Genomic DNA, 9,206 nt, shown 5'->3' on the forward strand with positions numbered 1-9,206 from the left:
TCCGCAGTCCGGTCCCGGTGGGATGCCCCGCGGGGACCGGACGCGTCGGCATGTCAGCGACACGGTGTGCAGATCTCCGGCGACCAGATAGCGTCAGTGGATGGATTCTCCCGTATTCGACAAGCTGGACCGGGATCTGGCGCACGCGTTGCGGATCGACGGCCGGGCCCCGTTCAACAAGATTGCCGACGTGGTGGGCGTCTCCGACAGCACGATCGCCCGGCGCTACCGCCGGCTGTACTCGGCGGGGCTGCTCCGGGTGGTCGGGACGGTCAATCTGGGACGGCTCGGGTACATGCCGTGGACGATCAGGTTGCAGTGCCCGCCGGACGCGTCGGGTGCCATTGCCGCGAACCTCGCCCGCCGGAGCGACACGTTCTGGGTGCACCTGCTCTCGGGAGGCACGGAGATCGCGTGCAGCACCCAGGCCCGAGCCGGCGGCAGCGGCGACACCCTGCTGCTCCAGCGGCTGTCCCGGACGGCCCGGGTGACTTCGGTGCGGGCGCACTCGTTACTTCAGGGCTTCACAGCTCCGGGGGAGTGGTCCGGTCTGGACTCGCTCGACCCCGAGCAGGCCGAGGCGTTGCGGCCGGCCCGGGTCGAGGCCGACCCCGCGCCGCCGGTGCTCGCCCAGGAGGACCAGCCGCTGCTGGAGGTGCTGTCCCGGGACGGCCGGGCCGGGTACGGCGAACTGGCCGATGCCACGGGCTGGTCAGAGTCGACGGTTAAGCGCCGCATGGAGTTCCTGCGGCGCACCGAGGTGCTGCGCTACGAACTCGACCTGCCGGTGTCGGCGCTCGGCTACCAGGCCGAGGCGAGGCTGTGGCTGTCGGTTCGGCCGTCCGCCCTGGTGTCGGTGGCGCAGGCGTTGGGCGCCCACCCGGAGGTCTCCTTCGCTGCCGTCACGACCGGCCCCACCAACCTCATGGCCTCCGTCATCTGCCGTGACGCTTCCGACCTCTATCGCTATCTGACCGAGCGGATCGGCGCGCTGGAAGGGGTCCACACCGTGGAGACGGCCACCGTGGACCGCACCCTCAAGCGGGCCGGCGCCGTCCTGCCGAGTGCGGCGTTCCGGCGGACCGACGCCGACTGACCGCCCGCCCCGGCACCTTCCCGGGGGCGCCCTGGGTGCGAGCAGGGCTTTCAGAGACGTTTCACCAGGTCGAGAGCGATGCTTCCGAGACTGCAACGGGCCTCCCGGGTGCCGTGGACGAACCACGCGGTCGGGAGCGGGGGATGCCCTTCGCCGATGACGACGGCATCCACGCCCGCATGCAGTCATGTCGTTCTCGGAGGTGATCCTCATGGCAGTACCCGCGGTGGTGCGTTCAGCGACGCGGCCGGGCGGCGAGTGTTCCGGCGCCCGGTTGCCATCGCTCACGGGGCTGCGGTTCGTCGCCGCGGCGCTCGTCTTCGCCGCGCACGCCTCGTTCGTCTTCCCGTCCCGAGATCCCGCAGTGGCCGGGGACTTCGCACACGTTGCCGCGCAGGGCGGGCCGGTCGGTGTCGGGTTCTTCTTCGTCCTGAGCGGATTCGTGCTCACCTGGACGGCCCGGAGGACCGACACGGCCGGGCGGTTCTGGCGCCGGCGCGCCGCCAAGATATTCCCGAACCACCTGATCACCTGGCTGGCGGCGCTGATCCTCATGATCCGGGCGGGGCAGGCGGTCACCGCCGGGACTGCTCTCCCCAACCTACTTCTCATCAATTCATGGGTGCCGAAGGCCAGTTGGGTCAACAGCATGAATGACGTCAGCTGGTCGCTGGCCTGCGAGGCGTTCTTCTACCTGATGTTCCCGCTGGTCCACCGCCTGGTGGCGAGAATCCCGGAGCGATGCCTGTGGCCGTCCGCGGCGGTGGTCGTCGCGATCGTCTTCATCCTGCCCTCGGTTGCGCTGCTGCTTCCCGACCAGCCGATGTTCGTCTTCGCCCCGATGCGGCAGCTGTGGTTCGTCTACTTCCTGCCCCCGGTAAGGCTGTTGGACTTCGTGCTCGGCTGCCTCATGGCGCGGATCGTCCGTGCCGGGCGGTGGATCCCCGTCGGGACCTTCCCCGCTGTGCTCCTGGCTGCCGTTGCCTACGCGGTCTCGCTGCACACCCCGCCGCTCTACAGTGCGGCGGCGGTGATGCTCGTCCCGCTCGCCTTTGTCGTGGCCGCGGCCGCCGATTCCGACCTGCGGGCGCGGCGCTCCCTGCTGCGGCATCGGGCACTGGTGTGGCTGGGCGAGATCTCGTTCGCCTTCTACATGGTCCACCACCTGGTGATCCGGTTCGCGGGCGGCGCCCTCGGGCTGGGCGGGAAGTGGGGCATCGTGGCGGCGTCCGCAGTGGTGGTGGCGGTTTGCGTGGTGAGCGTACTCGTCGCGTGGCTGTTGTACGCCCTCGTGGAGCGGCCGGCCATGCGATGGTCGGCCGGGGCGGGTACCGACCGCGTCGGTGTTCTTGTTCAGCCGGAGAGCCCGGGCGAGACGTCCACGAGCAGCTCGCGCGCGTGGAGCAACGAGTAGTTCAAGGGCACGTCAGCGAGAGCGTGGTGAAGGGCCCCGGGAGTCCCGGGGCCCTTCACCGCACGGTGGCGCGCACCGGTCAGGGAATCAGGACCACGCCGCCCCGGGTCCCGCCCGAGGCAAGAGCGGAGTGCGCCGCGCCGGCCTGCTCGAAGCCGTACGTCCGTGGTGTGCGCAGCGTCAGCGCGCCCTTCTCCACGAGGGTCGCCAACTCGGCGAGCTGGCGGTCGATGCCGCGCGCCAGCACCACCGCGGTCCTGATGCCGCGCTCGCCGGGCGGCGGGAAGGGCGGCGTCACGCCGGTGTAGGCGCCGTTGTCGCGGACCGCACCGAGCGCGGGAGCCCCGATCGCCGCCGCGTCCAGCAACCCGTCGACCCCGGCGGGGGCCACCGTGCGCACGGCCGAGGCGACGTCCGCCGAACGCGGGACGAACCGCGCCCCCCGGCCGGTGACGAAGCCCTCGTCCTGCGGGCCGGCTATGCCCACCACGTCGAGCCCGCGCTGACGAGCCAGTTCCAGGGCGAAGCCGCCGACCCCGCCCGCGGCGCCCGTCACCGCAAGGGCCTGTCCGGGAGCCAGGGCGAGCAGGTCCAGGCCCTGGAGGGCGGTCAGCGCGTTGAGTGGGAGGGTGGCCGCTCGGGCCGGGTCGAAGCCGGCGGGGGCGGGCGCGAGCACCGCGGCCGGCAGGACGACGTACTCGGCCTGCGTGCCGGTCTTGGTGTCAGGCCAGTTCGACATGCCGATGACTGTCTGCCCCGAAGTGAAGCCGGTCACGTCCTCGGCCACCGCGTCCACCACGCCGACCACGTCGGCGCCCAGGACGTAGCGCGGACCGGCCGGCAGCATCGGTCCGAGGAACCCGGATCGGGCAACGACGTCCAGCGGGTGGACGGCGGCGGCCTGCACACGCACGCGCACCGAGCCAGTGGTCGGCTCCGGTAGGGGCAGGTCGGTTACCGCCAGGGCTTCGGGGCCCCCGAACGATGTGATGGTGACTGCTCGCATCATGACTCCTCTGAGGTATTCGTGCGGAAAATGCCAAGAGCCGGGGTCAGGACCGCTCGTGGGTGAAGGCGACCCAGCAGGGGATGGCGTCGACAGAGGTGACCAGGCGCCCGACCTCGGCGAAGTGTCCCTGGGCGTCAGGGCGGGCCCGCATGGCTTCGAAGGCCTGCCGTGACTTCCACTGGACGTAGACCACGACCTCCTTGCCGTCGTGGCCCCGGTGCACGCTCGTGGCCACGAACCCGGGCTGCTGGTCCAGCAGCGGCATGCCCTTCAGCAGCACCTGGACGAGCTCGTCCTGCCTGTCCGGGGTGGTCCGGAAGATGTTGACGGTGGTGAAGTACTTCTCCCGGGTGATGACGGCGCTCTCCACAGGGGCGGACTCCTGGCGTTGACGGGGCAGTGGGTGGGTTGTCCTGCGGGCGCGGGCGGTGACGGTCCTGAGCACGTCCTCGAAGACGTCGGTGCCTTCGCCGTCCTCGCTGCGCCAGGCGACGAAGCCGTCGGGCCGCACCAGCAGCGCGCCGTGCGGGCCGATGCGGCTCGCCTTGCAGAACTCGTCACGCGGGTCGCGCAGCCGGCCGTCGGCCGTGAGCGGATGGTGCCGGAGCGGTACTCCCAGCCGCGCGGCGGCCGTCACGGACTGCCGGCTGAAGTCGTGCGCCCGGCCGCCGGTGAAGAGCAGGAAGGACTCGCCGGTGAGGTCGATGGGGGACACCTGCTCGCCGTCCTCGGCCGTCAGCCAGGCGTGCGGCACGCGCGTGCCGGGCCGGCCGTCCATGACCAGGTCGTGGCCGAGCGGCTCGTCGAAGGCCTCGCCGACGATGACCGGGGAGGTGTAGCGGTAGGCGGTGGTGACGATGGTCTGTTCCCGCTCGTCGCGCTCGGTGGCATCCTCGGGATTGCTCCAGCGCACGTGCCGCATCCAGGCCTGGTCGATGGTGGCCCGGCCGACGGGTCGGCGCTCGGCCTCGTAGGAGTCGAGCAGTTCCTCGTCCGCCCAGCCGTTCAGGACGGCGGCGAGCTTCCACGCCAGGTTGCCCGCGTCCTGTACACCGCAGTTGGCGCCGAATCCTCCGGTGGGGGGCAGGACGTGCGCGGAGTCGCCGACCAGGAACACCCGTCGGGAGCGGTAGGCGTCGGCGATGCCGTGGCCGATCCACCAGCCCTTGGCCTCCTGGATGTGGGCCTCCAGGCCGGGGAGGCCGGTGGCTGCCCGGAGCAGTTCCAGACACTGCTCATCAGTGATCTTCGAGGCGTCCAGGACGCGCGGATCGCCGAAGATGCCGTAGATCCACCGGGTGTCGTCGACCTTGAACAGCATCCCCGGGGCTTCGCGGTTCTGCAGATAGAGGATCATGAACCGGCGGCCGTCAAGTATCGAGTCGAGGTCGGCCGTGAAGAGGATGTTGAGCACGTGGCCGAGCGCGCCGTGGCCCTCACGCCCGATTCCCAGCTGCTTGCGCAGCGGGCTGTGGGCACCGTCCGCGGCGATCATGTACTGCGCCCGGACGGTCTGGGTGCGGCCGGAGGCGAGGTCTCGGACCCGGGCGGTGACGCCCTTCTCGTCCTGGACGAAGGAGTCGAGCTCCGTACTGAACCGGATCTCCGCGCCGCGGCGCAGCGCCTCTGCCGACATCACCGGCTCGACCTTGTCCTGGCCGCACCAGACTGCCTCCGAGGGGCCGATGTCGTGGAAGTCGTTCTCTCCCTCGGCCATGACCACCACGTCGCCCCGCACGATGTCGGCCAGCGCGCGGGCGCTCAGGATGGCGCGGGGCAGGTGGTGCGGAGGGAGGTCGCGGTCGGCCCAGTGCTTGCCGAGGACGAACTTCTCCGCGACATCGAGCACTCCCTGTTCGATCCCGAGCGAGCGGAACAGCTCCATGGTGCGCGGGCTCACGTGAGTGGAGCGCAGCATCTGGGAGACACCCGAGTTGCGCTCGACCACGAGACAGTCGATGCCCTGCTGGCGCAGGAACAGGGCCGAGGCGAGGCCGGACATTCCGCCGCCGACCACCAGAACCGGAACGTGAACGTCCTGCGACATGTCTTTCCCATCCGATGTCACTCGACCACACCTCTCTCCACGACACGACAGCGACGAAACTCTGAAGGGAGGGTCACCGGCCGGGCTCCACAGGTCCTGAAGAGCTGATGAAGCGGCACGTCACTTTCGTGTGCGGCGGGGCGCCACCAGGCCGCATTCAGTGACCCGACAGCGGATGTCGAGCAGGCTGGACGACGGTGTGGCGACTATGCCAACTCACCGACAGGAGCTCGACAATGGGCAATCTCACGGGTAGGACGGCCCTGGTGACCGGAGCCTCACGCGGTATCGGGCGGGCCATCGCCGAACGGCTCGCAGCCGATGGGGCGTTGGTCGCCGTGCACTACGCCACCAACCGGACCGCGGCCGACGACACGCTGAAGGCCGTGGAGACGGCCGGCGGCCACGGCTTCCTCGTCCGGTCGGAGTTCGGCACCGTCAACGACGTCGAGGAACTGTTCGCGGGCCTGCAGCAGGGGTTGGACGGTCGGCGGTTGGACATCCTCGTCAACAACGCGGCCGTCGGCCACACCGGTTCGCTGGAGAGCGCGACCCCGCCGGACTTCGACCGGGTCTTCGCCGTCAATCTGCGGACACCGTTCTTCGTCACCCAGCGGGTGCTGCCCCTGCTGAACGACGGGGGGCGCATCATCAACATCAGCTCGTCGGTGACCAGGATCGCCGTCTCCCACGAGTTGGTCTACGGGATGACCAAGGCCGCCCTGGACGTGATGGCCAGGACCCTGGCGCACAGCCTCGGCGTCCGCGGCATCACGGTGAACTCGGTCGCAGCCGGCGTCACCGACACCGACATGATCACGATGCTGCGACAGTACCCCGAGGCCGTCGATGCGGTCCGCTCGGCCACGGCGCTCGGCCGGATCGGGCAGCCCGACGACATCGCGGGCACAGTGGCGTTCCTGGCCTCCGACGACGGGCGCTGGGTCACCGGACACCTGCTGGATGCCACCGGCGGAATGTGCCTCGGTCTGGGGATCTGAGTCCGCCCCGGTGGCTGCCGGTCGTGGATCGTCGGGGATTCAGACGAAGGGGTCCGGAGCCCTGCGCAACCTCCTCGGTAGTTTCTTGAGCAGGGCCCGTTCGGCGGCAGTGAGCGGCAGCTCCGGGCGCAACCGCTCGGGGTGAGCGCCGAGCGGGCCCCGGTGCGGGGCAGGCCACCACGCGGTGGCGAACCAGGTGGTACCTACGGCGGCCAGCCGGCCGATGAGCCACCACATGCACCGTCCGGGTCCACCAAGCCGTCGACCAGGCCTCACACGACACCTCCGATGCGGCGGAACCTCGGTCGGGGCACGGTGGGCCTCGGCCGAGTGGGTTCAGGTGCCGGCAATGTTCCGGTCGGTGCGTCCACATGTGCTGGGGAACAGCTGAACGGGCCTCTCAGGACGACGAGTTGAGCCGCCGGCCGTTGCGGGCCGGCGGCTCGTCCGCGCGCGGCGCGACGGGGGTTTGACGCCGCGTGCGGAGTCGGAGGGGCGGATCAGTGCGCCTCGGCCGGTTCCCTCGCCGGAACCCGTGGGGCGTCTGTGCCGCGATTGCGGATGAGGGTGACCGTCAGGACGGCCGTCGCCAGGGCCAGCCCGGCGGCGAAGAAGTAGACGGTGGTCAGGCCATGGGCGCCGGCGTCGTGCAGGACTGGGAGGGTGGTGCGCTGACCACTGGTCAGGGCGGCTTCGGCGGCGTCCGGGGCATCAACCCTGCCGTGCAGGTAGCTGCGGATGGTGTCGACGAAGACCACACCAAGGACGGCGACACCGAGTGCCTGGCCCAGCTGGCGAAAGGTGGCCATTGCGCCCGAGCCCATGCCCGCCCGCTGCGGGGGGACGGCGGCGAAGACGGCGGCGCCGGTCGCCGGCACGCCGATCCCGACGCCCGATCCGATGACGACCAGGCCGGGCAGTACCGCGGCCCAAGAGGACCGGCCGTCGACGACCAGGCCGTTGAGCGCGCACCCCACACCGATGAGGACCAGGGACAGCGTGATCGTCACCCTGGATGACACGCCGTGCAGGCGCTTGCCGGACAGCGTCGACACGACGAAGGTCGTCGCGGCGAGCGGCACCAGCGCCAGGCCCGCCTTGACCGGGGACAGGCCGACCACCGACTGCAGCCAGAGCGAGGTGAAGACCAGGCTGGCGAAGCCCCAGGCGGATGCGACGGTGCTCAGCATGATCGCCAGGAAGGATCCGTTGCGCATCAGTGCGAGGTCCAGCATCGGGTTCGGGTGCCGCTGCTCGGCGACGACGAAGAACGCCACGCCCAGTGCCGCGACAGCGAGGAGCCCGATGACGGACGGCGCCGTCCAACCCTTTTCGCCGGCCAGGATCAGAGCGTAGGTGAGGGCGCCGGAGGCGAGTGCGAAGCTGAGGAGGCCGGGGGCATCGATCCGGGCGCCCTTCGGCTTCTTCGACTCCGTGAAGCCCGCCCTGGTCATCAGTATCGTCACCAGGCTGATGGGGATGTTGACGTAGAAGATGGCCCGCCAGCTCATGCTTTGCGTCAGCAGACCTCCGAAGATCGGGCCGACCGCAGCTGCGGCGCCGATGACGGCGGACCACACGCCCATGGCCGTGCCCCGGTCCTTGCCCTCGTAGGTGGTGCCGAGGAGGGCCATGCTGGTGACGAACATGGCCGCGCCGCCGACGCCCTGGAGACCGCGGGCAGTGATCAGCAGGCCGAGGTTCGGGGCAACGGCGCAGAGCAGTGACGAACCGCCGAAGATCGCCAACGACAGCAGGTACACCTTCCGCTGCCCCAGCAGGTCGCCGACGGAGCCCGCGCTGAGCGTGAGCGCCGCGAGCACCAGGGTGTAGATGTTCATCACCCACTGGAGGCTGGACAGGGAGGCGTTCAGGTCCGTGCCGATGTCGGGCAGTGCGATGGTCACCACGGTGGTGTCCACGATGAGCATGAACGACCCAAGGCTCACTGCCACAAGAGGTAACCACTTGCGCATGGGATGTCCTTTCGTTTCCGGGAGCAGTCACAGCGTGGGGCCGCAGGCTCTTTCTCCCTAGCCGGATCGGCGATCCTGATGGATATCGGCATGGGACGCGCTGCTTTCCGTGAGAATCCTCAGCGCGTCTCGCCGGAAGCCAGGTTGTCGCTGCCTGGCAGGGCGCGGGTGACCCAGTCGTCGATGTGCTGCGGCCGAAGGTCGAGGAGCCGGAGGTGGCCGAAGGCGGGGACGAGGTCGCGCTCGACTCATGCTGCGTAGCCGGCGTATGTGTTCGGTGAGAGGTGCGGCTTCCTCGTGGCGAGCCAATCGCGCAGGTAGCTCACGACGGTCGTGCGGCGGTTCTTGTAGACCCCGCGCAGCTCACCGTCCAACACGGATGCCATCTCCCGGGTGGCCTCGGTACGGCTCGCGAACCCGCCACGGCGACGGACACGACGCCCGCCCTCCTTCCGCGCGAGATCGGCCGCATGCGTCCACGTCCCGTGCTTGCGGTCCCCGGCCAGCCGGGAATGCCAGGGTCCCAACAACGCGGTGGATGTCGTGAGGTAGGCCTTATGCGCGGGGCGGCGACTCCCAGTCACTGGCGAGGGGTCCCGTATTGATGTGCTGACCTGAAGCCTACGCGTTCCCCGCTGGCGTACTCTCGCCGGCGAGAGTACG

The 9,206-nt window shown here is 70.1% G+C and carries 7 protein-coding genes; 3 read left to right on the forward strand and 4 right to left on the reverse strand.

Going from position 1 to position 9,206, the window contains the following annotated elements; all coding sequences use genetic code 11:
- The first annotated feature begins 100 nt into the window (after nucleotides 1-100).
- Both ABT048_RS26860 and ABT048_RS26865 read left to right on the forward strand, forming a co-directional pair.
- Nucleotides 101-1,096, forward strand: a complete 996-nt coding sequence (locus ABT048_RS26860; protein WP_350524070.1) for an Lrp/AsnC family transcriptional regulator — start codon at nucleotides 101-103, stop codon at nucleotides 1,094-1,096.
- A 187-nt stretch (nucleotides 1,097-1,283) separates the two neighbouring features.
- Nucleotides 1,284-2,510, forward strand: a complete 1,227-nt coding sequence (locus ABT048_RS26865; RefSeq protein WP_350524071.1) for an acyltransferase family protein — start codon at nucleotides 1,284-1,286, stop codon at nucleotides 2,508-2,510.
- 79 nt (nucleotides 2,511-2,589) lie between these two features.
- Here ABT048_RS26865 and ABT048_RS26870 read toward each other — a convergent pair whose 3' ends face one another.
- Together ABT048_RS26870 and ABT048_RS26875 are read right to left on the reverse strand one after the other, a co-directional pair.
- Nucleotides 2,590-3,429 carry an alcohol dehydrogenase catalytic domain-containing protein gene (locus ABT048_RS26870; protein ID WP_350524072.1) on the reverse strand — a complete coding sequence of 280 codons (840 nt, stop codon included), beginning with the start codon at nucleotides 3,427-3,429 and terminating at the stop codon, nucleotides 2,590-2,592.
- Between the two features lie 133 nt (nucleotides 3,430-3,562).
- The gene (locus tag ABT048_RS26875; RefSeq protein WP_350524073.1) at nucleotides 3,563-5,566 is read right to left on the reverse strand and encodes an FAD-dependent oxidoreductase; all 2,004 of its coding nucleotides are present in this window, start codon (nucleotides 5,564-5,566) and stop codon (nucleotides 3,563-3,565) included.
- A 266-nt stretch (nucleotides 5,567-5,832) separates the two neighbouring features.
- On the opposite strand from ABT048_RS26875, the gene ABT048_RS26880 reads away from it, so the two are divergent.
- A complete protein-coding gene (locus tag ABT048_RS26880) occupies nucleotides 5,833-6,567 on the forward strand; it encodes an SDR family oxidoreductase (protein ID WP_350524074.1) in 735 nt (244 codons plus the stop codon).
- Nucleotides 6,568-6,606: 39 nt separating this feature from the next.
- On the opposite strand, the gene ABT048_RS26885 is transcribed toward ABT048_RS26880, so the two are convergent.
- Nucleotides 6,607-6,804: a DUF6059 family protein gene (locus ABT048_RS26885; RefSeq protein ID WP_350524075.1), complete on the reverse strand. Its 198-nt coding sequence runs from the start codon at nucleotides 6,802-6,804 to the stop codon at nucleotides 6,607-6,609.
- Between the two features lie 263 nt (nucleotides 6,805-7,067).
- Nucleotides 7,068-8,543, reverse strand: a complete 1,476-nt coding sequence (locus ABT048_RS26890) for a DHA2 family efflux MFS transporter permease subunit (protein WP_350524076.1) — start codon at nucleotides 8,541-8,543, stop codon at nucleotides 7,068-7,070.
- Nucleotides 8,544-9,206 lie beyond the last annotated feature (663 nt).

It is taken from the genome of Kitasatospora sp. NPDC096140, assembly GCF_040303045.1.
Taxonomy (GTDB): Bacteria; Actinomycetota; Actinomycetes; order Streptomycetales; family Streptomycetaceae; genus Kitasatospora.